The sequence below is a fragment of the Bacillota bacterium genome (assembly GCA_033549065.1).
GTDB lineage: Bacteria > Bacillota > Dethiobacteria > DTU022 > DTU022 > JAWSUE01.
This window is the reverse complement of the sequence record JAWSUE010000003.1, coordinates 48,815-71,203: the sequence shown is the minus strand read 5'-3', so window position 1 is coordinate 71,203 and position 22,389 is coordinate 48,815. Positions and strand designations below refer to the sequence as shown.

The 22,389-nt window shown below is 44.5% G+C and carries 19 protein-coding genes; 15 read left to right on the top strand and 4 right to left on the bottom strand.

The window, feature by feature from the left end; translation table 11 throughout:
- Positions 1–74 precede the first annotated feature (74 nt).
- Both SCJ97_02620 and SCJ97_02615 read left to right on the top strand, forming a co-directional pair.
- Positions 75–4,142 (top strand): PEP/pyruvate-binding domain-containing protein, encoded by a 4,068-nt coding sequence (locus SCJ97_02620; protein MDW7738939.1) that lies wholly within the window; start codon positions 75–77, stop codon positions 4,140–4,142.
- A gap of 16 nt (positions 4,143–4,158) precedes the next feature.
- Entirely contained in the window at positions 4,159–5,412 is a 1,254-nt protein-coding gene (locus SCJ97_02615; protein ID MDW7738938.1) for a glyceraldehyde 3-phosphate dehydrogenase NAD-binding domain-containing protein, read from the top strand.
- A 63-nt stretch (positions 5,413–5,475) separates the two neighbouring features.
- Here SCJ97_02615 and SCJ97_02610 read toward each other — a convergent pair whose 3' ends face one another.
- A complete protein-coding gene (locus SCJ97_02610) occupies positions 5,476–5,700 on the bottom strand; it encodes a hypothetical protein (GenBank protein ID MDW7738937.1) in 225 nt (74 codons plus the stop codon).
- A 20-nt stretch (positions 5,701–5,720) separates the two neighbouring features.
- Complete coding sequence (locus tag SCJ97_02605; protein MDW7738936.1) at positions 5,721–6,320, bottom strand: TetR/AcrR family transcriptional regulator; 600 nt, start codon at positions 6,318–6,320, stop codon at positions 5,721–5,723.
- Positions 6,321–6,505: 185 nt separating this feature from the next.
- On the opposite strand from SCJ97_02605, the gene SCJ97_02600 reads away from it, so the two are divergent.
- The 11 genes from SCJ97_02600 (at position 6,506) to SCJ97_02550 (ending at position 17,065) form a co-directional block, all read left to right on the top strand.
- Positions 6,506–7,849 (top strand): potassium transporter TrkG, encoded by a 1,344-nt coding sequence (locus SCJ97_02600; GenBank protein ID MDW7738935.1) that lies wholly within the window; start codon positions 6,506–6,508, stop codon positions 7,847–7,849.
- A gap of 18 nt (positions 7,850–7,867) precedes the next feature.
- Entirely contained in the window at positions 7,868–8,539 is a 672-nt protein-coding gene (locus SCJ97_02595) for a TrkA family potassium uptake protein (protein ID MDW7738934.1), read from the top strand.
- A 30-nt stretch (positions 8,540–8,569) separates the two neighbouring features.
- A complete protein-coding gene (gene trkA / locus SCJ97_02590; protein MDW7738933.1) occupies positions 8,570–9,928 on the top strand; it encodes a Trk system potassium transporter TrkA in 1,359 nt (452 codons plus the stop codon).
- Between the two features lie 177 nt (positions 9,929–10,105).
- The gene (locus SCJ97_02585; protein ID MDW7738932.1) at positions 10,106–11,224 is read left to right on the top strand and encodes a DUF362 domain-containing protein; all 1,119 of its coding nucleotides are present in this window, start codon (positions 10,106–10,108) and stop codon (positions 11,222–11,224) included.
- Positions 11,225–11,317: 93 nt separating this feature from the next.
- A complete protein-coding gene (serA, locus tag SCJ97_02580) occupies positions 11,318–12,922 on the top strand; it encodes a phosphoglycerate dehydrogenase (protein MDW7738931.1) in 1,605 nt (534 codons plus the stop codon).
- 14 nt (positions 12,923–12,936) lie between these two features.
- Entirely contained in the window at positions 12,937–13,185 is a 249-nt protein-coding gene (locus SCJ97_02575) for a glutaredoxin family protein (protein ID MDW7738930.1), read from the top strand.
- Positions 13,175–13,549, top strand: a complete 375-nt coding sequence (locus SCJ97_02570) for a ferredoxin-thioredoxin reductase catalytic domain-containing protein (protein MDW7738929.1) — start codon at positions 13,175–13,177, stop codon at positions 13,547–13,549. The genes SCJ97_02575 and SCJ97_02570 overlap by 11 nt, the downstream gene beginning before the upstream one ends.
- Before the next feature lie 117 nt (positions 13,550–13,666).
- Complete coding sequence (locus SCJ97_02565; GenBank protein ID MDW7738928.1) at positions 13,667–14,608, top strand: hypothetical protein; 942 nt, start codon at positions 13,667–13,669, stop codon at positions 14,606–14,608.
- 120 nt (positions 14,609–14,728) lie between these two features.
- The gene (locus SCJ97_02560) at positions 14,729–15,223 is read left to right on the top strand and encodes a sigma-70 family RNA polymerase sigma factor (protein ID MDW7738927.1); all 495 of its coding nucleotides are present in this window, start codon (positions 14,729–14,731) and stop codon (positions 15,221–15,223) included.
- Between the two features lie 4 nt (positions 15,224–15,227).
- Entirely contained in the window at positions 15,228–15,701 is a 474-nt protein-coding gene (locus SCJ97_02555; protein MDW7738926.1) for a hypothetical protein, read from the top strand.
- Positions 15,698–17,065, top strand: coding sequence for a polymer-forming cytoskeletal protein (locus tag SCJ97_02550; GenBank protein ID MDW7738925.1), 1,368 nt, complete (start codon positions 15,698–15,700; stop codon positions 17,063–17,065). Before SCJ97_02555 ends, SCJ97_02550 begins: the two co-directional genes overlap by 4 nt.
- Before the next feature lie 2 nt (positions 17,066–17,067).
- Here the strand turns inward: SCJ97_02550 and thrC are convergent, their stop codons facing one another.
- Positions 17,068–18,567 carry a threonine synthase gene (gene thrC / locus SCJ97_02545; GenBank protein ID MDW7738924.1) on the bottom strand — a complete coding sequence of 500 codons (1,500 nt, stop codon included), beginning with the start codon at positions 18,565–18,567 and terminating at the stop codon, positions 17,068–17,070.
- 176 nt (positions 18,568–18,743) lie between these two features.
- Between thrC and SCJ97_02540 the strand changes: the two genes are divergently transcribed.
- Together SCJ97_02540 and SCJ97_02535 are read left to right on the top strand one after the other, a co-directional pair.
- A complete protein-coding gene (locus tag SCJ97_02540) occupies positions 18,744–19,958 on the top strand; it encodes a cofactor-independent phosphoglycerate mutase (GenBank protein MDW7738923.1) in 1,215 nt (404 codons plus the stop codon).
- Between the two features lie 26 nt (positions 19,959–19,984).
- On the top strand, positions 19,985–21,913 hold the full coding sequence (locus SCJ97_02535; protein MDW7738922.1) for an aconitate hydratase: 1,929 nt from the start codon (positions 19,985–19,987) through the stop codon (positions 21,911–21,913).
- Here the strand turns inward: SCJ97_02535 and acpS are convergent.
- Entirely contained in the window at positions 21,885–22,277 is a 393-nt protein-coding gene (gene acpS, locus SCJ97_02530; GenBank protein MDW7738921.1) for a holo-ACP synthase, read from the bottom strand. The two genes, SCJ97_02535 and acpS, sit on opposite strands and share 29 nt — an antisense overlap.
- Positions 22,278–22,389: the final 112 nt, after the last annotated feature.

The window sequence follows — 22,389 nt, the reverse complement described above, 5'->3', positions numbered from 1 at the left end:
AAATCTTCAAATATTTTTATAAACAGCAGGCCATGTTATACTTAAAGTAGTTTATATTCCGCCGAGGTGTAATGATGGAGAGCAAATTTGTTTCAAGAGCCCTTGAGGAAAACCTCGCTCAAACCAAACAGGAAGCAGCTGAGCTTCCCGAAGAGCACAGTTGGTTTGTATCCCTGTCATCTGGCTACTGGGGTATTCATAAGCGGACTAAAGAGCTCTTTATTGAATATAACCACCCTCATCCGGATAATTCATATATAATTGAAAATCTGCATACAATCAGCCTCAATGATTTATGGCTCTACAGTTCGGTCGCTGATGGCGAAAGAGCATTGGGCTTTCTGGTATCAATCTTCGAGGAACTCATGGATCAAAATTTAAATTTCCAGCAGCGTGAGCAACTGATCAAGTCGGTTTTTAAATTTATTGACAGGCTGATCAACGAGGAGCACTACCCACCCTCGGCAGTGTACAGGTGTCTGCAAATTATTGAAAAAGGAATTGATCAACATGAAATTATTTATCTGCGCAATGCCGGCTATTTTAAAAAATACTTGTACAGGGCTGCGGTTGTTCCTGAGTTTACGGAGACTGTATGCAGATTAACCAAAGATGTTTTACGCAGAAGCCTTTCATACTGGACCAGAACTTCAAACATTGAAGACTGGTTTGAAAGTAAAGCTGAGCTGTTTCAACCAATTTATCATGAGAAGATTAAATTAGTTGGACAAGACTTTTATTCCCGACTGGAAGCTCAAATCGATAATTCCGAAGAGTGGGAAGATATTGAGTCCAATCTCTTTTTTAACGACATAGCAAATCATTTCCGCCAATTCAGTGAAGAATTTAATCTATCAGTCGAAAAAACCTATTACCTGGTTTACCTCCTTCATCTACCGGGTATGATCCAGCTTAAAAAGCACTTGCTATACGACTTGAACCGGCTGATCCGAACTGCTCTAAAAGAGCTGAAAGGTGAAGAGATAATTCATTATACAGGGATGCTTTTTAACCTTTTTGCTGAGTTAAAAGAGCAGCAGACCGATACAGTTCTGGATTGTTTGTTTACACTGGGTAAGGAAATAGTCAGTATCGACTCTCCGAAGATTACCGCTCATTTTATTCAAAAGCTGCTAGAATTCGGATTCGTTTACCCCGGTGAAATAGAAATTACCAGTGACTGGGAAATTAAGGCAAACAGCAACCATGTCAAAAATATCCGAATCTGGCTTGAGTTGATCGGAACATCACCATACAAGTTTAAGAAACTTCTCTCTGCTCTTGTTGTTAACCTTAAACTGGGAGGTATCTTTATTGCCGACACGGACCTCTTTCAGCGTGATGTGACAAAATTACTAAATGCAGATATCGGAAGTGTTTACAAACAGGTTAAACAGTTAGCCCGGGTCTTCCCCGTATATTTCAACGAGATCGGAGCGGAAGGAAAACTCAGGGAAGTCAGTACAATAATAGATGAAGTAGCCGGTCGGCAGGATTACATGATCCACTTTGTACGCAAACAGGTTCATACCGAAAGTAACAACACTCATATTATACTGGTTAACCGGGTGGCCGAATACTGGCTAAATGGCAATCCTGAGATACTGAAACCGATTCTGCCCAATGATGTTTATAACGCACTTGATCAGCAAAGTGATTATTTTACCGGGGTCAACTTTCTGATGAAGGCGATCTGCCAACATTACGAGGTTGATCATGAAGAATTTTTAAAACTTCCCGAGGAAGATATAATCTCCTTTTTTGCAGACTATCCATCAAAATATGACCGCGACAAGAAGCGAATAAATTATCTTTATCAGTTAAACAGCCTGCTGCTTGAAAAATATTCTTTCGAGACCAGGGACGTTACGGGAATACTGCAGCGCAGCCGGTTTTTCACCAACAAAGATATTGAAAAACTCGAAGTGCTGCTGCAGCAAAACCAGGACCGCAAAGCGCTCGAGCTGGTGTATGGTTTTATGGCTATTCTTAAAGAGGTAATTATAAGCAGCGAGCCAACGGAAGCAATCGAAACTATTTATTACAAGAGGCATATTGCCGTCGGTATACCCTCTATGTATGGACAGTACAAGGAACCGAAGTTTGAGGCGCTCGGATTGATGTACAGATTAGAGCAGGTTGCATCAAAACTTATGGAGAAGATTCTCGAAGAAATCAAACTTGAGTATATCTCGGCCAAAACGCTCAAAGAAATTTATGAAACACTTGAGTTATTCAAAACCGGCCTGGAACTGGATGGGGTAGTCAACCAGAATTTTAATTCAACCCTGGAAATGTTTCGATACAGCCTTACCTCAACGAGTGTAACCCTGAGCCAGTATATGAATATATTCCGGTTTATGGCCCAACATATTAAAGAACTGATCAATGAATATTTTATCAGGGTATACGATGAAACAATCAATATAGTTATTCCACAGATCTTTGATTCTGAACCGGAAACTGTCGCCAGGGAATCAGAGAAATTCTACAGAGATATCCTTAGCTCAGCTTTTCTTGTGCAGGAACTGGATCAGTTTATTTCCGAATCACTGAACATGATCAATAACATGCTGGAGAATTACTCGGAAGCCCATATTTATAACATGATGACCTATAACCCTGATTTAGCGGCAAGCCCTTTGAATCGTGAAACACAGATGATTGACAACCAGGTTTTTCTGGGCGCCAAGGCCTATTATTTGAAAAAGCTTATTAATTATGGGTTGCCGATTCCCCCGGGATTTGTCCTTACTACCGAAGTATACCGGCACAGGGAAACTATTTTCGAACATCCCTATATGAGTCTTGAACTGGATAAAATCATCACAAAATATCTAACTGACCTGGAGAAATTAACAAACCTGAAGTTTGGTAGTCCTAAAAAGCCTATCCTATTGTCGGTGCGTTCCGGTACAGCCATTTCGATGCCCGGAGCAATGAGCACTTTTCTCAATGTGGGAATGAACGATCAAATTGCTGATGCTCTCGATAAAAGCAGGGAAACAGCCTGGATGGGCTGGGATTCATACCGCCGGTTTATTCAGAGTTGGGGTATGTCGCATGGCATTGAGAGAGATTGTTTTGATGAAGTAATGTCGTCCCTTAAAAATAAGTACGGAGTTGATCGGAAATCTAATTTTACCTCTATCCAGATGAAAGAACTGGCCCTGGAATATAAGAAGGCGCTGAATGACCATGGTGTATTTATTATTGAAAATCCCTTTGAACAGCTCAAACAGGCGATAAATAATATTTTCAAATCATGGTCATCACCGAGAACAATAGCCTATCGCAAACATCTGCAGATTGCCGATGAATGGGGGACAGCTGTCCTGGTTCAGAAAATGGTTATGGGCAATCGCTCAAAGCGCTCCGGATCAGGAGTGGCCTTTACTCATAATCCTAAATTAAAAAAACCGGGGATTAACCTTTACGGTGATTTTACTCTGTGCAGCCAGGGTGAGGATATTGTTGCCGGGCTCGTCTACCCTCTGCCGATTTCTGAAAGTCAGCGTACTGAAAACTTTGTTGAAAGTGAAATATCTCTGGAAACCAGTTTTCCAGGAATTTTTAATCGTTTACGGGAGATCGCTGTTCAATTAATCGAAGAGTACGGGTTCAATAATCAGGAAATTGAATTTACCTTTGAGTCGGAAGATCCGACAGATCTTTACATCTTACAGATCCGGGAACAGAATATTATACAACAGGAAAAAATGATGATTTTCAGCACTCCAGTTGAAGAAATGCAGTTCATTGGGCGGGGTATTGGAGTCGGCGGTGGCTGTCTCAGCGGCATGGTCAGCTTTGACATGGAAGACCTGCAGATAAACAGAAAACAATGGCCTGAAGAGAAACATATATTGATCAGGCCTGATACCGTACCTGATGATATCCAGATGATTTTTATTTGTGATGGCCTGGTTACAAGCCGTGGGGGAGTTACTTCTCACGCCGCCGTGGCAGCAGAAAAACTTGGAAAAGTATGTGTGGTAAATTGTAAAGAGCTGATGGTTGACGATCGCTTAAAGCAATGCCTGATTAACGGTTTTAAAATCAGGGCCAGGGATAAGATATCAATTGACGGCAGGGTAGGCAGTATTTATGCCGGCAGCTACCCCGTGCAGTATATAAAATAGTGAAGGAGTAAAAATTATGGACAAAAAACTGAAGAGTAAAAAACCACTTGGGATTAACGGAGTAGGTCGGATTGGAAAGCTGACTCTCTGGAATCATTTGAATACAGGCCATTTTAAAGGATTCGTGATCAATACCGGTCGAAATGTGGGACGAACCCTTGAAGATCTTATCGATTATTTAATAAAAGATTCAACATACAGCTCATTGGATCGCTTTTTATATGGTTTTTCCGGTGGAAAAAACAAAATTAAGATAATAGACAGGGACGCCGGCCTGTTCAATATAAACGAAATACCGATCAAAGTTCTAACTATCGCGCGAAACCCGCGTGACATTAGCTGGTCCCGGGAAGGCGTCCAGCTTGTTGTAGAATGCACCGGTGTTTACACAGATCCGACAGCAGCTGCTGATATATCCGGTGGGAGCGTTCGGGGCCATCTGGAATCCGGTGCGGAAAAAGTAATTGTCAGCGCCCCGTTCAGAATAAAAGATGATGCCCAGCGGCTGCCTTCCGACAGCGGTATGTTTGTATATGGAGTTAACCACAATAAATATGACCCACAAGAACATCATATTATTTCTGCAGCCAGCTGTACAACAACCGGATTAGCTCATATGATAAAACCTCTTCTTGAAACCCGTGAGACATCGGAAATAATCACTGCTTCCATGTCAACAGTTCACGCTGCAACCAATAATCAAAACATCCTTGATGCAGTGCCAAAAAGCGGTACATCGGATTTACGGAAAACCCGTTCAGTATTCAATAATATAATTCTGACTACTACCGGTGCCGCCAGAGCCCTGGAAGAAGTCCTTCCTGAAATAAAAAGTATCGGTTTTATGGCAGATTCAGTGCGTATCCCCATCAATACTTCCTCGCTGATTATGCTTAATGTGACCTTCAGGACCAAATTGAATGATGCCGGAGAACCGATGGTTAACCGAAATGTTGTCAATGATATCTATCTGAAGGCTGCAGGTGGAGCCCAAAAAGGGATGGTAGTATTCAGTGATAAGCAGAATGTATCTTCGGATATTGCCGGTTTTCAGGCGGCAATCGTGATCGAAGGGGTTGAAACTCATACCAGAACGGGATTTATATCTTTGAATTCAGCAACACTCCAGGAATGTGGAATCCGGGAAGCCTGCGATATTAATATCCCGGTTACCCATGCGAAAATATTTGGATGGTATGATAATGAACTGGGCAGCTATGTTAACTTTTTAGGTAAGCTTGCAGTTTATGTGGATAAAAATATGCCTTAGCCCTGAACACTGCTTATTAAAATGACCACCCTTCAGGTTTTACCTGGAGGGCGGTGTTATCAGTTAAGCTGCGGTGGCGGCTTTATTATTTTTATTCTGCTTTCTCTTTTCTAAAGCAGTGAATATGATCGAGAAGGTTAACAGCTGAAGGATTAACTCCGGTACACCGTATTTAAAATCAGCAAAATAATCACTCCAACTGGCCGCCTGACCTATATCGGCCAGTGCATTTTGCATGAACAGGTGGGACCCCAACACACATAAACCGAATAAAACTGCAAATATCATCAACCAGGCCGTTTTTCTGGTTATTCATTATCGTTCACTCCTTCTTGATTATTGATTCCCCATGTATAAAATGCCTCTCCGGCATTCATCAATAATTTTAAAATGATCTGATCGGAGTTTTTCCCAAAAGAACCGGCATTGACCAACATGGCCAGGCCATGTGTGAAGATCCAGGTATATTGGATCAATACATCCTGACCGGATTCTTCCATCGCAGTTAGAGCTTTCGCTACATTACTGTCTGGACCAAACTCCCTGATGAAAGACTCTTTCATGCTAATTCCGTCCTCCAGATTTAACTGTTCCGGACTCTCAAGATAAAGAAAGCGAAACAGATATTGTTCATCACGGGCAAACGTTACATAACCGAATGCAAGATTCAGAAGTACATGTTCAGTGTATTTACGCTGCTGGTACTCCTGGAGGAGTTTACGGGCTTTAATTCTTAGCTCTTTTTCCAACTCTCCGACCGATCGTACGTGGGAATAAATCGGCATGGTTGAAGAGCCTAGTTTTTTTGCAATCGCCCTTGTCGATACGGAGGACCATCCTTCTTCACGGATCAACTCATAGGCAGCATCAACAATCTGGGAGCGGGAATAAACACTTGGCTGAATCATCGGGTAAACCTCCTTTGATAACATATGTTATACAATATAACTATTGTTATTATAAATAACACATGTTATTCTGTCAAGCCCACAAAAAAATATAAAAAGAGTGTTGTAAAATTCCATAAAGTGGAGTAAGATTTGATTCATAAGAGAAGGCTCTGTTACCAGAGCCTTAACTATTGAGTCTGGAGATGAATCAATTGGCAGTCAAGTCAAGACCTTTAAACCCGGCGCGGGTACTGGCCTTGGGGTTTATGGGGCTTATTTTAAGCGGTTCCTTGCTACTCTTACTGCCGCCGATGACAGAGGGTTCAGGTATAGCCTACATTGATGCCCTATATACGGCTGCTTCAGCAGTGTGTGTCACCGGCTTGGTAGTTGTCGATACAGGCACCTTTTACACTCCCCTGGGGCAAGGGGTGATCATGTTTCTAATCTTCTGCGGATCCCTCGGCTTTATGACGATGGCCACACTCATTTTTGTTTTCCTGGGAAGAAAAATTACATTAAGGGATCGTCTGCTGGTGAGAGAAGCATTAAACCAGGATTCAGTTGCCGGTCTGGTCAGGTTGGTTCTCACTGTTGTCAAAATGGCCATATTTTTTATCCTGCTCGGGACTATTGCCATGTCTATTCGTTTCGTTCCACAGCTTGGTATTGGCCGTGGTATATTTTTCTCACTATTCCATTCAGTTTCTGCCTTTGGTAATGCCGGGTTTGATATTTTCGGCAATTATACCAGCCTTACACTTACTCCTACTGATTACCTGGTTAACGGCACAATTATGGTTCTCTTCATCATCGGCGGACTCGGATTTACCGTGATCTTGGAACTGATCGGGCATTTCAGGCACCGTGAACGGATTTCTCTGCACAGCCGTCTCGTATTGATGATATCTTTGGTACTACTGGTTGGTGGTACGCTCATGGTTTTAACTCTCGAGTATAATAATCCGGCTACTATGGGAGCTTTACCTGCAGGCGGAAAGGTCTTTACAGCTCTTTTTACCGCAGCTACACCCAGGACGGCCGGGTTTAGCGTGCTCAATACAGCAGCTTTAACCTACCCGACGTTGCTGATTCTAATGGGCTTAATGTTTATCGGTGCTTCACCAACTTCCACCGGAGGCGGGGTTAAAACCACCACTTTTGGTATTGTATTTTTCACTTTCCTTAATATGATCAGGGGGCGACAGGAACCGGTAGTCTTTTCACGTGTCTTTTCATTAAGTCAGATAATGAAGGCAATATCGATTATGAGTGCGGCCATCGCCCTCATCTTTGTCGCTACTTTTGTAATGACCATCTTTGAAGATCATGAATTCAGCGCCCTGCTTTTCGAGGCATTTTCTGCATTCGGCACTGTGGGCTTAAGCAGGGGGATCACTCCTGATTTAAGCTCTGCCAGCAAGATAGCTCTTATCCTGACTATGTTTGGTGGTCGTATAGGCCCCCTAACCCTGATGGTTGCTTTAGCCAGGCGTAGGGAGGCTGATGTTTTACATTACCCGGAAGAACATATCTTAATCGGTTAAATACGTAGCAAAATATTGATGGAGGTCCTTAATTTGAAAAAGTCTTTTTTGGTAATTGGCGCTGGACGTTTTGGCAAAAGTGTTGCCCGAACACTTTGCGATGCCGGCCATGATGTTATGGTGGTTGATAAGGATGAAACCTTAGTTCAGCAGATCAGCAGTGACGTAACGGATGCAGTTTCTGCTGATATCACTTCCGAAAGTTGCGTTAAAGCCCTTGGCGTAAGAGATTTTGATGCAATTGTATTAGCCATTGGTTTTGATGTGCAGGCCAGTATAATGGCTGCAATTCTGCTGATCGAAAAGGAAGCCAGGTATATTGTGGCTAAAGCTCAGACAGACCTTCATGGTAAAGTTCTGGAAAAAATCGGTATAAACAGGGTAATTTATCCGGAGCGTGACATGGGGCAAAAAATCGCCCGCAGCTTAATTGCACCGACCATTATTGACATGATCGAGCTGTCGGATGATTACAGTGTTGTGGAAGTAAAGGCACCGGCTGAGATGGTCGGTAAAACGCTGTTGGAACTCAACCTGAGAGCGCGCTACGGCGTCAGCGTCATTGCTTTCAGACGCAATAACGGGGGCAGCACGAATATTTCACCTGTTGCCGAAGATGTTGTTGAAGCAGGCGATATAATCGTCGCTATTGGTGAAAACAAACAGCTGGAGAAACTGGACTGGGTATAAAATACCCGGTGCCAGAAAGGCGGATAAACCATGCATATCATTATCGTCGGTGGAGGAGGGGTTGGCTATCAGTTGGCGCAGCACCTCTCTGAAAATAACCAGGATATAGTGGTAATCGAAAAAACTGAAGAGAAGGCCAGGCGGTTCAGGGAGTCGCTCGATGTTATGGTTCTCGAAACAAACGGGGCCAGTGCGGCAACCCTGGAAATGGCCGGTATAAAAAATGCCGATATGCTCATAGCTGTTACCGATCTTGATGAGGTAAACATCATTGCCTGTATTCTGGCCAACCAGTACGGCGTACCGCAGATAGTCTGCCGGATACGCAACCCGGAACATATGGATGACAATTTTGGTATCAGTCCCAAGAAATTGGGAATCAGCGCTGTAATCAACCCCGAGCAGGTTGCTGCCACAGAGATTTCGAAGATGCTTCATTTTCCTGATGCCAGTGAGGTGGAATATTTCACGCAGGGGAAAGTGCTGATGGTAGGTGTTACTGTTGGAGAAGAGGCAGAAATAACCGGTGTGCCTTTACACCAACTGCCGATGAATAATACGGAGAGTATTATTGTTGGTATCAGCAAACCTGGTGGAAAGTTCATTATACCTGACGGCAATGATATCATCGAGCCGGGCAGTAAAATTTATTTGATTGGGAAGAGTCAGGCTTTAAAAGATATAAGCATGCTGCTTCATCATGAAAAAACCAGGATCAACCAGGTAACGATCCTCGGTGGAGGGATGGTCGGCCGTCAGCTGGCTTTGCAGCTTGAGTCCAGCCGCCAGCCTTTCAGAGTAAAGCTAATAGAAAAGGATGCCAAACGCTGCGAGGAGTTAAGCAGGGAGCTAAAGGATACTCTAATCCTGCATGGGGATGTTACAGAATATGCCATGCTGAAAGAGGAGGACATGGAAAGTTCCGATGCAGTGGTTGCCACAGCTGGAGATGATCGTAATAATATCGTATCAGCCCTTTTGGCGCAGAGATTTGGCGTTAAAAAGATTATCTGTGAAGTAAAAAAGCCTCAGTATGTATCTGTTTATAATACATTAGGTATTCATTGTTTAATCAATCCCAGAATGCTGGCTGCTGCCCAGATCTTGCGCTTGACCAAACAGGAAGAAGTGGTCGCGCTTTCCATGGTTCAGGGTGAAAAAGCTGAAGTTCTCGAAGTGGTTTTGCCTGAAACTGCAAGGGCCGCTTATGAAAAAATTAAGGATTTGCATCTTCCGAGGGGAATGATGATCGGATCAATCGTCCGTAATAGTGATGTTTTGGTTCCAGATGGAGACACTTTGTTGTATCCGGGAGATCACCTGATTATTTTTTCACTTCCGAAAACAGCTCACAAATTGGGCCGTTACTTTACTAATGTTAAGCTTTGATCGATTTAATTTATTAATGGTGAATGGTTTATTATAAAGCAGTTTTTTGTAGTTGATAAACTGCTTCTTTTTTTTCAGGAAGCCTCCATTATGATAATATATTTATCATGCTATGTTCAGGTTCAATTATGATTAATCAGCATCATACCCAGCGAAAGGATTGAAGGAATGAAACTCATGGATAAACCAATCGTGACAATAGCCGGCTGCTCGAAATATCACGAAGAGGAATTAAATACTGCTGTAAAAAAAATACTTGAGCCTTTCGGGGGTATCAGATCGATTGTGGCTCCCGGCAAGAAGGTTCTTCTGAAACCGAACCTGCTGGCTGCTGCTACAGTGTCCGAAGCAGTAACTACACACCCCATGTTGATCAAAGTGTTAACAGATTTGATTAATACAGCCGGTGGGCAGGTCTTTGTGGGCGACAGCCCGGGAAACGACAAGCAGGCAGAGGCCCTGAAAAGTTCGGGAATCCAACAGGTGATTGACGAAACAGAAGCAGATGTGCTTCCATTCAAAGAGATAAGTTACAAAAAGGTTAACGGTTTTAAGGAAAGAAGCATTCCGCTGGCAGCAGAGCTGGATGAGATTGATCTTATATTTAATGTTGCCAAGCTGAAGACTCATGCCCTGACAGGGCTGACCGGGGCAGTTAAGAATGTTTACGGCTGTATCCCCGGTAATTTTAAAAAACGTTATCACCTTGAACATCCCCTTCCGCTAGATTTTTCACGTTTATTGATCGATATTTACCTCGCGGTTAAACCGGCATTTTCAATCATTGATGCTGTGATCGGCATGGAAGGGCCGGGGCCGAGAAAAGGTAAACCAAAACAGATTGGCCTGCTCATGGCTTCTCCAAACGGCATTGCTCTTGATAGTGTGGCCGCTGAAATAACGGGCTTTAAACCTGAACAGGTAACGACTATTGCTGCTGCACGTGAACTTAAATTGAGCGGCTCAAATCTTGCTGATATTGAGATTAGAGGGTTGAGTTTGGAACAAAGCCGGGTTAAAGATTTTGACCGGGGTCCGGCCGGTTCAGGAAAAGTAAGCCGGATGATTGCCTCTTTTCCGATTTCGTATATCAGGAACATGCTTTATGCCCGCAGACCCTATCCCGTGGTTTTTTCCGGTGAGTGCACGAGCTGCGGTATATGTGCGGAGGTTTGTCCGGCCCAGGTAATTGAGTTAAAACTCGGTATACCCGATATAGACCAGTATGAATGTATACGCTGTTACTGCTGCCAGGAACATTGTGCCCAGGGAGCGATCAAAGTGAATGGGAAATAAGTCGGGAGCCTGACCTTATTGGAGCTTCGAAATATTTGTGATATAGTAATTTTACAACTTTTTTCTCTTGCAGAAACCCCGGAGGTGTAGATTTTGAAGGTTTTGGTCAGCGATGCCCTTTCTGAAGAGGGCTTGAAAATACTGGAGGAGTTTGCGGAGGTATCCTATCAACCTGATATTACCCCCGAGCAGCTGATAAGTGAAATCGGCACTTATGATGCGCTGTTGGTTCGGAGCAGGACTAAAGTCAATGCCCATGTTCTTGATGCCGGAAAGAATTTGAAAGTAATCGGCCGGGCCGGTGTGGGAGTTGATAATATCGATCTCGATAAGGCGACCGAGAAGGGGATTATTGTAATTAATGCACCTCATGGAAATACAATTTCAACAGCAGAACTGGCCATAGCTCACCTGACATCCATGGCCAGAAATATAACCGAGGCTAATCGCTCGGTTAAATGCGGTGAATGGAAGCGGTCTGAATATACCGGAGTAGAACTTAATAAAAAGATTCTCGGAATCATCGGTGTCGGCCGTATCGGTAGTGAAGTGGCCCGTCGGGCGAGGGCGATGAACATGACAACCGTGGGCTACGATCCCCATATTTCTGCTGATCAGGCAGAAAAAATCGGTATCACCATGGTAACGCTGGAAGATTTGTTGAAGCAATCAGATTTTATTACCCTGCACCTGCCTTTGAATGCTTCCACACAACATATTATTGGTGAGAAAGAATTTGCCATGTTAAAACCGGGGATCCGGATTATTAACTGTGCCCGCGGCGGTTTGATCGATGAGCAAGCTCTTTATGAAGCATTAAAAAAAGGCCGGGTGGCAGGAGCAGCGCTTGATGTATTTGAACAGGAACCCCCGGAAAATTGCAATCTGCTTGAGTTGGATAATGTAATTGTTACCCCACACCTGGGAGCGCTGACCCGCGAAGCACAGGAAAATGTTGCCCTTCAGGTATCGGAGCAGGTAATTAAAGCTCTTCGGGGAGAACCGATTGTATCTGCAGTTAACGTTCCCGCCCTAATGCCGGAAACCAGGGCAGTTTTGGAACCCTATCTGCCGCTGACAAGAATTCTGGGCAGTTTTTATCTTCAGATGTTCGGTGGATCAGTTGATGAGATCGAATTAACTTATAGTGGTGAAGTATCTACTTTACCCTTGGCACCATTGACAACATCCTGCCTGATCGGATTTCTGCGCCATGTCGTCGGGGATGATGTAAACTGGGTCAACGCGCCGTATATTGCCAGGGCAAGGGGTATAGCCGTGAGGGAAGTTTCTACCACAGAAGTTAAAAATTACAACAACCTGATCACAATGAGCGCCCGTTCAGGCCAGGAACAACACCACATCTCGGGAACACTGCTTAATAATGAAATGCGCATTGTAAGAGTAGATGATTACCGGATTGAAATTATTCCCGAAAAGTATATGCTTATTACTACTCATCATGACAAACCGGGAGTGGTCGGAAGAATCGGGACACTTTTAGGCAATGAAAATGTAAATATTGCTTCAATGCAGTTGGGCAGGGTGGAAGCCGGCGGAGAAGCTATGATGGTACTTCAGGTTGACGAAAAGATGAAACCCGAAAAGGTTGCGAAAGTCAGAGATCTTGATATTATTGATACAGCGAGGTTTATTGTATTGGAAAATATTGTATACAGGAGTGCAAAATTAATCTGAAAGAGGTGTGTATGATGGTTAAGGTATATTCGCTTAGCACATGCCCGTGGTGCAAAAAGGTGAAGAAACTGCTTGATGATCATGGAGTCGAATATGATGTTGTAGAAGTTGATCTGGCTGAAGGTGACGACCAGAAACAGGCCTTGGCTGAAGTAGAAAAGTTGACCGGAAGGCGCTCATTCCCGGTTACCGTGATCAACGATCAGGTTATACAGGGATTTAAAGAGGAGGAAATTAAAGGGGCGCTTGACAGTGAAGCATAAAATATATTGTGAAGTCTGCCGTGTTTCGTTCATTTATAACGGCGAACCTGAGGTAGGCAATAAAGTTGTATGTACTGTTTGCGGCGCTGAGCTGGAAATCCTCGAAACAGAACCTGAGGTTAAAGCATCCCGTTTTGCCCAGGAACCCGAGGTTGAAATGCGCAACAGGGCTGAAAACTATGCCCGCCTGCGAGGTTACATTTTCAACGAGGATAAAGAACTGGTGATGGAAGGCTTAATAGAAAAGAATAGACTCTTTGGCGATTTTTACTGCCCATGCCGTTTTGAGAATATCCCGGAAAATGTTTGCCCCTGTCTTCCGACCAGGATGAACGATGTACGCAAGTATGGAAAATGCTACTGAAACCTTTTCCACCTCAAGGGGTGAGTTTCACTCCTTAGACCTGACAGTTTTAGCTTTATTAGAAGCATATAATACATCAATTAATTTAAATGATTCGGATAGCGAGGATATTGAAGAATGAAACTTGATTTTGTTCGCGGTCACATGGGCGGCAACCTGATCATACTGCTCAGGGGGGATCAAATTCCCGTGGGACGTGAATTGGAGATCGCCGTTAAACTGATGGAACCTAATTACCTGCATGCCCATGAAGCAGGAATTCTATATCCTGCCGGTAACCCGGGTGAAATTGATGTTAAAATTGCCGAACCGACAATACCATGTTTTATCAGTGCCTGTGGTGGTTTTACACAGGTTCTGGGAGCTGCGCTGATCGAAACCGAGTTGGGAGATTTATTCGGTGTTGACCGATCTGGAATTACTTCCGAGGTAATGCTTCATACAGAATGCGGCCCAACGGCACTTTCAATAGAATCTGCTAAAGGTAAAGCCGTCAGGGTAAGAACTGTTATGGAATGTTTCGTCAAAGAGTGTTATGAAAGAGGGGTCTTCCGGCTGATGCTTGATGGTTTGGAGGTAATGCGAGCCGGAAAGTTTTTGGTAATCAACGCTGACCAGTTTATCAAGAGGTATCCCGGTACAGAATTTATAACCTGGAATCAGAAAACAAGAGATACTATGCGGGATATTCAAAACCGGTTTTTATCTGAAACAGGAGAGGTTGAACCAAATGTTGCGCTTTACGACTGGCATCCTGAACGCAGAGGCAATATGCGGATAGTTTTTCCCCACTATGTTCAGGATGATATCTTTGAACCATCCTGTGGAACCGGTTCTGTCGCACTCGGCCTGGCCGTGTTAGCTGCCGGAGAGCTTGATCAGCAAAGTTCTGCAGCAGATGGTAAAGTTGTCCTCGAAATTGAATCGGGTGGCAGTATAGAGTTGGGTGGGCCTGATATAACTACCCTGGAAATGAAGATTGAATCAGGCAGGGTGGTTTCGGCAGTTTTTTCCCACAGCCTGGTAGAGATCACATCGATCGGCGAGGCAAGAATTTAAGCTTGTCCAATGCGTATAAAAGATAAACCGGCCCAAAAAGCCGGTTTTTTTCTGGATGATCAGACTTTTTTTAACCTGTTGTGTATATATATTATGGAAAGCCGAACTGGTGGTGCTAAATTGCAAAAGCTGATGCAGGAAATGGTAGAAACATACGGAGATCGGATTTATCGCCTGGCAATGCGTTATACCCGGGACAGCTACATGGCACAGGATCTCACACAGGAAACATTCCTGCGGGCTTACAAGCACCTGAATCGATTTGACCGAAGTAAACCGGCCGGGCCCTGGCTCTTCAAGATTGCCAATAACCTTTGCCGTAACTGGCTAAGAGACAATCGAGAGCTGCCGGTGGAAATGGTCGACGATCTGCAGGCTCCGGAAGAAGAGAGCCCCGAAAAGTATGTTTTGGAAAGGGAAGGGGAAGATGAACTGATTAAAGCGTTATATTCTCTGCCGCAGATGTATCGGGAAGTTTTACTGTTAAAGCATGTCGGTGAACTGAGTTACGCTGAGATTGGTGAAACCCTGGAACTGGAACCGAGTTTGGTTAAAAACAGGCTTTACAGGGGCAGAATGATGCTGAAAGAAGCGCTGGAGAAGGGAAGGGGATAACAAGATGAAAAATTGTCCGGACATACTGGTTATCCAATCTATTGTTGATGGGGAATGCACAGACGAACTTGTTCTGAATCATATTGAAATTTGCCCATCCTGCCGGCAGACCCGGCTTGAGATGCTTCAGCTATCAGTTGAGGCAGACAGGTTAAACTGTGCAGATAAACTGCCCGATAACTTCTTTGAAATCTTATCGGCAAGAATTAATCCCAAACCCTTTCCAGCCGCGATTGTGGCCGCAGTTATATTCGGCCTGGCCATTATCAGCGCTTATTTCCTGAATCCGGGGTACCTCGAGTGGTGGTTATCAGTCGGTATTACCCGCCAGTTTACAGTATTTATAGACGCTTTCCTCGGCCTTTTCTACCTTGGGCAAAGCCTCGGACCATTATGGCTTGTCCTGATCACGGCAGCCCTGGTAGGACTCGAAATATTAATATTAAACAGGTTAAAATTAGTGGAGGGATTGAAATGATTTTCAATAAAGTATTTAAAAAAAGAATGTTGGTTGTGACGTTATTCGTATTTGGTTTAAGCTTGTTAATTCCCGCTGCAGCTATTGCTCAGGGAGAATCAGTAATTAACGAAGATATAAACAAAGCAGCAGGCAGTCTGGAAATACCCCGCAATACCACTGTGAACGGAAATATCACCCTGAATCTGGGGGAATTAACTGTTGACGGCATTGTAAACGGTAATGTTAACAGCAATATGGGGCAGGTAACGATAAACGGCGACATTAATGGAAATGTTGATACCAATATGGGCCAGGTAGTTATCAACGGGAATGTTGCCGGAGACGTGAAAACCCGGATGGGAGAAGTCTTGATCAAAGGTTCGGTTGGCGGGAATGTATTTGCCGACCTGGGTGCAACCAATATTGATGGGACTGTTGGTGGCAGCATCGGCTCGGGATTTGGTGAGTTGAAGATTGCCGGAGCAGTAGCCGGTGATGTAAACAGTAAGGCCGGTAATGTTATTATAACCGGGATTGTAGAGGGCGACGTAATCCTCGAACAGGGAGTCGTTGAGCTGGGACCCAACGCAGTGGTATCGGGGAAGATCTCAGTAGGCCGCGGACTTGTTAAGCTTTCTAAAACTTCGGTTACCGGTCCGGTGGAAATTATTGAAGAAGTAACCCTTCAGGAATTTGAAGAATCTGACGGAAACGGTTCAGTAGATACCGGTTACCGCTTTGATGGGATAGATCAAAATTTTGTAGAAAGTATCGGGCGTCGCGTTGAAGAATCTGTAAACCGCGCTTTTCGCGATTCTAATTTCATGCCGCACATGTTCAGGAACCGGGACTGGGTCTTTTTCCCCTTTCCCTTCATGGGTTTCTCGGGCAGCAGTATAGCCCGGGGTGTGATCAACATGCTGATCATGTTTGCGCTTGCAGCTTTAACCTCAACTCTTTTCCCGAAACATGTCAGGGCTGCCGGTAACGCGATAACAGTGAAACCGGGACCGGTAATCGGCTGGGGAATCCTCGCCGCTGTTCTGGCCATACCGCTTATGATACTTCTGGCCATTACAATTATCGGGATACCGTTGATTATTGTGGAAATCCTCTTTCTTGCTGCCGCTGCCATACTGGGTTATACGGGACTGACCGGCCTCATCGGGAGCCGTATAATTAGAAATGAAGCAGTGGATAATGCCAATTCGCTCGGAGCGATTGCCCTCGGGGTTTTGATAATCGGATTGATCGGGATGATTCCGATTTTAGGCTGGCTCGTAACCCTGACCGTTTATATCCTGGCTATTGGTGCAGCATTGGTAACCCGCTTTGGGGCTTCCGATCCGGCTGAAACTGTTCAGGAGCTGCCGGGAGCATAACCTTAAACTTGTAACTTAAGGAATTCGAGCAGGTGGTCATTCATCTCGTTTGGGGTGATCACCTGCTTATATATTTCTACCCGATCTCCGAGATTGCTCAGGCTCGCCGGTATACTTGTTCCGGTTTCACTGGCCAGAATTGAGACCAGTTCCAGTTCGGAGTATTTATGATATTTTTCTTTTCCAAAGAGTGCTTCAACAACGCTGCCGGTAAACTTAAACGGGCTGGCCGTTGAAAGAATCACCGCGGGAGCAGAATCTGCTTCCTTGATATGGTACTTTCTGTATACTGAAGTGGCAACTGCGGTATGAGTGTCTATAAGGTAGTTATGATCGCGATAGGTAATGGCAATTTCTGCCAGTGATTCTGCATCATCGGCAAAATCGGACCAGAAAAGTTCCTGCAGTCTGCTCAACATTTTTGAATCAATTTTATATTCACCTTTGATCTTTAAATCGTTCATCCAGCGATTGATCCGATCGCTTTCATGTTCAGCAAGCTCAAAAAGCAGTCTCTCCAGGTTGCTTGAAACCAGAATATCCATTGAGGGGGAATTTGTCTGGTACAAGGGCCGGTTGCTCATATAGCTTCCTGTATTGATAAACTCTGACAATACATTATTTCTGTTTGAAGCACATATTAAGCGGTTTACCGGTAAGCCAAGCTGCCTGGCGTAATATCCGGCAAGAATATTACCGAAGTTACCGGTGGGAACGATGAAGTTAATTTTTGATCCCGGCACTATTTCTTTTTCTGCAATTAATTTAAAATAGGCATAGAAATAATAAACTATCTGGGGCAGCAGCCTCCCCCAGTTAATTGAATTGGCAGATGATAAGCTGTATCCCTGATTGTACAGGAAATCTGCCAGTTCAGCATTGTTAAAAATTTCCTTTACGCCTTTCTGGGTGTCGTCGAAATTACCCCGGACGGCTGCCACGCTCAGGTTACTGCCTTCCTGGGTAGTCATCTGCAGTTTCTGTATTTCGCTGACACCATTTTGGGGATAATAAACTAATATTTTCACTCCGGGCTTATCACGAAATCCTTCAAGCGCCGATTTGCCAGTATCTCCCGAAGTAGCTGTCAGAATTACAATTTCTTTTTCTGTTCCGGTTACTTTTAAGGCTGAGTGTAACAGATAGGGCAGCACCTGCAGGGCTATATCTTTGAATGCACAGGTAGGGCCGTGCCAGAGTTCAAGGTAAAATAGATTATCGCTTACTTTTTTAATGGGTGTAATGTCATAGTGGGTAAAATTATTTCTTTCGTATGCCCCGCTGATAGCATTTTCCAGGTCCGTTGAATTGAAATCCGTAAGAAATCTATTAAATATTGTCTTGGCCAGAGTTTGATAATCTCTGGTATAGATTTTTTCCAGATCAAAAGGAAACAAATTTTCGGCAGGCACGAAAAGGCCTCCGTCAGGGGCAAGTCCCCTGATTATTGCTTCTGCAGAACCGATATTACTGGTGCTTCCCCTGGTACTTTTGTAATTCATTATCCCACCTCGATCTTGTTAAATACAGGTTGCTTCAATTCGTCGAAAAGGAGGTGAAATCCTTTATAGGCGACTTTCATACTTGACAAAAATCCCGATAAAAGGTATTTTCAGTGAAACTATCCACGATTATCTACATAAATCCATCAATATTTTTCAAGGAGTGTGAGCAGGACTTGAAATTTCTTGTTTTGGTCGGTGACGGTATGGCTGATTACCCGCATGAAAAATTTAATGGTCTGAGCGCTTTACAGTTTGCACGGACCCCAAATTTTGACCTTCTGGCCAGGGAGGGCACCCTCGGTCTCTGCCAGACTATCCCGGAAGGTCTTCCTCCGGGAAGCGATACTGCCAATCTATCCGTAATGGGTTATGACCCGTTAAAGTATTATACCGGTCGTTCGCCTTTTGAAGCATCAAGCCTGGGAATAAACCTGAGTCCGGAAGATGTATCATTTCGCTGTAACCTTGTAACACTATCAGATGATGAACCATACAGTGAAAAAGTAATGACTGATTACTGCTCCGGAGAAATATCAACGGAGGAAGCTGATCAGCTGATCAGTCTGGTCAGTAAAGAACTCGGCACTGGCGAAATTGATTTTCATACAGGGTTTCGATACAGGCATATAATGGTTTGGCATGGTGGGCCTGATCAGTGGGATGTAACTCCACCCCATGATATTAGCGGAAAGAAGATCGGCTCTTACCTGCCTTCAGGTCCCGAAGGGCCGGCAGTTGTGAAGATGATGCAGCAAAGCTACGAACTGCTGGCCGGACATCCGATCAATAAGAGCCGTGTTGAAAGAGGCTTCAACCCGGCCAATTCGATCTGGATCTGGGGTAACGGAAAGAAACCTTTACTGCCTTCATTCTTTGATAAATATGGGCTGTATGGAAAAGTAATATCTGCTGTGGACCTTGTTAAAGGGATCGGCCTTTTTGCAGGATTGAAACCGGTTGCTGTTGAAGGGGCAACCGGCTATATTGACACAAACTACAGGGGAAAAGTTGAGGCTGCTTTAAAAGCCTTCGATAACGGTACCGACTTTGTTTACCTGCATATTGAAGCCCCCGATGAATGCTCCCATCGTTTTGAAGCTGAAAATAAGATTAAAGCTATTGAACTGATTGATAATGAGGTTTTGAAAGTGCTCAGGGAAGCGCTTGAATTTAAAGGAAATGACTTTAGTATATTGTTAGTTACCGATCATGCCACCCCACTTGCCCTGGGAACCCACACCAGGGAACCCGTTCCCTTTGTAATATTCCGCAGTAATAAGAAGGATTCAAATCCTGAGAATAGTTTTGATGAAGAGAGCGCGGCCAATACGGGAGTACATATCAGGGAAGGTTTCCGCTTAATGGATTATTTTCTTAACCAAGATTAATCATTCAACATCTGGAGGTTTTCAAAATGGCCGACAACCTGGTTTTCAAAATCATCAAAGAGCATCTCGTTTCCGGAGATTTCAGCGGTGAAGGTGAAATCGGTATCCGCGTTGATCAAACTTTAACTCAGGATGCAACCGGAACAATAGCATATCTTCAGCTTGAATCGATGGGACTTGATAAGGTCCGTACCGAGTTGTCGGTAAGCTATATAGATCATAATACTCTGCAGAGCGGGTTTGAAAATGCAGACGACCATCGCTATCTTCAATCGGTTGCCGCCAATTACGGGATCTGGTTTTCCAGGCCTGGAAACGGCATTTGCCACCAGGTTCACCTGGAAAGATTTGGTGTCCCCGGTAAAACCCTGCTCGGCTCGGACAGTCATACTCCCACGGCGGGGGGACTGGGTATGCTGGGAATCGGAGCCGGGGGGCTTGATGTTGCCGTGGCTATGGCCGGTGGACCATTTTATCTATCTTTACCAAAAGTAATCAAAGTAAACCTGGTTGGAGAACTGCCCTCCTGGGTCGGGGCGAAAGATATTATCCTGGAGCTGCTTCGACGGCTTTCTGTTAAAGGTGGCGTGGGCAAAGTAATCGAATATGGTGGTCCCGGTATTGACCATTTGTCGGTTCGTGACAGATCTACAATCACCAATATGGGAGCTGAACTGGGGGCAACATCCTCCATATTTCCCAGTGATGAGGTCACCCTGGATTTCTTAAGAAAGCAGGGCAGGGAAGAAGTTTGGAAACCGCTTGCTCCTGAATCGGGAGCACATTACGATGAAGAAATAACGATCGATTTAAGCAGTCTTGAACCGCTTGTTGCCATTCCGCACAGCCCCGACGCGGTGAAAAAAATTAGTGAGGTTGAGCCGATAGCAGTTGATCAAGTTGCTGTCGGGAGTTGTACCAACGGTTCGTACAGCGACCTCCGACTTTTGGCAGCAATCATGGGTGATAATGTTATACATCCAGGGGTTAGCTTAGTTGTCTCGCCCGGCTCTAGGCAGACTTACTTAACTTTAGCCCGGGAAGGGGTAATGGAAAAACTGGTATCTTCAGGGGCAAGAATTCTGGAATCAGCATGCGGTCCCTGTATCGGCATGGGCCAGGCTCCTTCATCAGGGGGAGTTTCTGTTCGAACATTTAATCGTAATTTTCGTGGACGGAGCGGAACGGCAGATGCACAAGTATATCTTGCCGGACCTGCTGTTGCCGCTGTTGCAGCACTTAAAGGTTTTTTAACTGATCCCCGCGAGATCGGTTCCTATCCTGATCTGCCTGATGAATCACCCCCGGTCATCGATGATCGGATGTTAATCCCTCCAAGAAAAGAGAATGACCCACCGGTTGAAGTGCTTCGTGGTCCAAATATAAAACCGCTACCGTTAAACAAACCTTTACCGGAAAATTTGAAGGTCAGGGTAGCTTTGATTGTGGGAGACAACATCACAACCGACGATATTACCCCGGGAGGTTCGAAAGTACTGCCGCTGAGATCAAACATACAGGCGCTCAGTGAATATGTATTTGACGCTCTGGACAGCAGCTTTACTGATCGGGCAAAAGAATTTAAAAGCAGTATTATCATTGCCGGGGATAATTACGGGCAGGGCTCAAGTCGGGAACATGCTGCCCTGGCCCCCATGTTCCTGGGAGTAAAAGCGGTAGTGGCCAAGTCTTTTGCCAGGATCCATCACTCCAATCTGGTCAATTACGGTATTATCCCCCTGGTCTTCAAGAATCCCGGTGATCATGAAAGATTTAATATCGGCGACCTGCTGGTTATCGATGATGTTTATGCTCAGCTATCGGGGGGCAACACGGTAATCATCAGGGCAGAAAGCGGTTCTGAAATAGAAATCGGTCACAATTTATCAGAAAGACAGATCGAGATAATCAGGGTTGGAGGGCTGCTTAATTTAACCCGCGGGGATAAGCGCTGACAGCGACAGCAAAAGCACAGGCGAAAGGCGGTTCATGGGTAAGTGAAAGAGCAACCTGGTTAATACCTTTCTCTTGAGCTATTACATGGGCTTTCCCCAGCAAATTAACTTCAGGCTGATGACCGGAGGATGTTATAATTTCAACTTCATTCAGTTCTGCCGGTCCTATACCACAGCCAAGGGCTTTGAGAACCGCTTCCTTTGCTGCGAAACAGGCCGCGAGAGTGGAGATCCTTGCTCCGCGGTGCATGAAGATTTCTATCTCTCTTGTGGTAAAGATCCTCTTTAGAAATTTTTCACCATACCGGCTGTATACTTTCTCAATACGGTCAATAGAGATCAGATCCACCCCAATACCTGCCAACAAAGAATTCACTCCCAGTAATGCCCGTTTATTGAAGATTATAAACTATTTTAACGCACATTGAAAATTCATTAAATACCTTGCTTTTTATACTAGGTTATGGTAATGTGAT

Coding starts and splice junctions, on each gene's coding strand:
- SCJ97_02620 (MDW7738939.1), top strand. CDS start 75: ATGGAGAGCAAATTTGTTTCAAGAGCCCTTGAGGAAAACCTCGCTCAA.
- SCJ97_02615 (MDW7738938.1), top strand. CDS start 4,159: ATGGACAAAAAACTGAAGAGTAAAAAACCACTTGGGATTAACGGAGTA.
- SCJ97_02610 (MDW7738937.1), bottom strand. CDS start 5,700: ATGATATTTGCAGTTTTATTCGGTTTATGTGTGTTGGGGTCCCACCTG.
- SCJ97_02605 (MDW7738936.1), bottom strand. CDS start 6,320: ATGATTCAGCCAAGTGTTTATTCCCGCTCCCAGATTGTTGATGCTGCC.
- SCJ97_02600 (MDW7738935.1), top strand. CDS start 6,506: ATGAATCAATTGGCAGTCAAGTCAAGACCTTTAAACCCGGCGCGGGTA.
- SCJ97_02595 (MDW7738934.1), top strand. CDS start 7,868: ATGGAGGTCCTTAATTTGAAAAAGTCTTTTTTGGTAATTGGCGCTGGA.
- trkA (MDW7738933.1), top strand. CDS start 8,570: ATGCATATCATTATCGTCGGTGGAGGAGGGGTTGGCTATCAGTTGGCG.
- SCJ97_02585 (MDW7738932.1), top strand. CDS start 10,106: ATGGATAAACCAATCGTGACAATAGCCGGCTGCTCGAAATATCACGAA.
- SCJ97_02575 (MDW7738930.1), top strand. CDS start 12,937: ATGGTTAAGGTATATTCGCTTAGCACATGCCCGTGGTGCAAAAAGGTG.
- SCJ97_02565 (MDW7738928.1), top strand. CDS start 13,667: ATGAAACTTGATTTTGTTCGCGGTCACATGGGCGGCAACCTGATCATA.
- SCJ97_02555 (MDW7738926.1), top strand. CDS start 15,228: ATGAAAAATTGTCCGGACATACTGGTTATCCAATCTATTGTTGATGGG.
- SCJ97_02550 (MDW7738925.1), top strand. CDS start 15,698: ATGATTTTCAATAAAGTATTTAAAAAAAGAATGTTGGTTGTGACGTTA.
- thrC (MDW7738924.1), bottom strand. CDS start 18,567: ATGAATTACAAAAGTACCAGGGGAAGCACCAGTAATATCGGTTCTGCA.
- SCJ97_02535 (MDW7738922.1), top strand. CDS start 19,985: ATGGCCGACAACCTGGTTTTCAAAATCATCAAAGAGCATCTCGTTTCC.